General features: G+C 57.9%; 1 protein-coding gene. It reads right to left on the reverse strand.

The window, feature by feature from the left end; translation table 11 throughout:
- Positions 1–61: 61 nt before the first annotated feature.
- A protein-coding gene (locus PL597_RS25900) for an IS3 family transposase (RefSeq protein ID WP_271366646.1) occupies positions 62–1,200 on the reverse strand; the annotation gives its coding sequence in 2 pieces (ribosomal slippage) (positions 62–933 and positions 933–1,200; 1,140 coding nt in all).
- Between the last annotated feature and the right edge of the window lie 86 nt (positions 1,201–1,286).

The following is a 1,286-nucleotide window of genomic DNA, read 5'->3' on the forward strand; positions in this document are numbered from 1 at the left end:
AGAGGTGGCTCGGTTTGTCTGAACAGTTTCGGGCGTTTTTCTAAGTGGATTTCCGCCTCGATTATGCCGCCACCATCATTGGTGCCAGCGCGTTGAAGTAGGCCTGATCCGGTGTCCGCCGGTCAAGGGATGAATGTGGGCGTCGGCTGTTGTAAAAAGTCAGATATCGGCCAATGCCGACACGGGCCTCGGACACGGTCTTATAGGCGTGGAGGTAGACTTCCTCGTATTTGATCGACCGCCAGAGCCGCTCGACGAAGACGTTGTCCCGCCACGCCCCCTTGCCATCCATCGAGATGGCGATTTCGGCTTTCTTCAATACTGCCGTGAAGTCCATCGAGGTGAACTGCGAGCCCTGGTCGGTATTGAATATGTCGGGTCTGCCATAACGGGCCAGCGCTTCCTCGACTGCTTCGATGCAGAAGGCTGCCTCCATCGTGATCGACAGTCGCCACGACAGAACCTTCCGGCTGAACCAGTCCACAACGGCGCAGAGATAGACAAATCCGCGAGCCATCGGAACATACGTTATATCCATTGCCCAGACCTGGTTGGGTCGGGTGACCGCCAGCTTGCGCAGGAGGTAGGGATAGATTTTGTGCCCAGGTGCCGGTTTCGACGTGTTCGGGCGACGGTAGATCGCCTCGATGCCCATCTTCTTCATCAGCGTGGCGACGTGCAGTCGACCGGTTTGTAGCCCTTCTCCCCTCAAGAGCCCTTGCAACATCCGACTTCCGGCAAATGGGTAGTCGAGATGCAACTCGTCGATCCGGCGCATCAGAGCCAGATCGCCGTCAGACACCGGACGCGGCGAGTAATAGACACTGCCACGGCTGAAGCCGAGAAGCTTGGCCTGGCGCACGACGGATAGCTTATGCTCGCGGTCGATCATTTCTTTCCGCCCAGCAATCCCGCCTTGCCGAGCGCTCCGGCTAAAAAATCATTCTCCAGCGTCAGCTCCCCGATCTTGGCGTGCAGCGTTTTGACATCGACGGTTGGACTCGTCGGTTCCGCCTTGGTCTCATCACCAAAAACACCCGTCGCCCCCTCAAGGAGCTGGTCTTTCCATTGCTTGATCTGGTTGGCGTGCACGTCAAACTGCTGGGACAGTTCCACCAGCGTCTGCTCCCCTCGAATGGCGGCGAGCGCCACTTTTGCCTTGAAAGCCGGGCTATGGTTCCGGCGCGGTCGTCTCGTCATGGTATCTCCTGTTCCCGGCATCTAAGCCGAAGTCAGGCAGAAATTCCACTTATCCTGGCTGTGCAGATTTCCCGAGCCACCTCTGA

Origin of the sequence: Agrobacterium sp. ST15.13.013, from assembly GCF_027956525.1 — a bacterium.
Classification (GTDB): Bacteria; Pseudomonadota; Alphaproteobacteria; order Rhizobiales; family Rhizobiaceae; genus Agrobacterium; species Agrobacterium salinitolerans.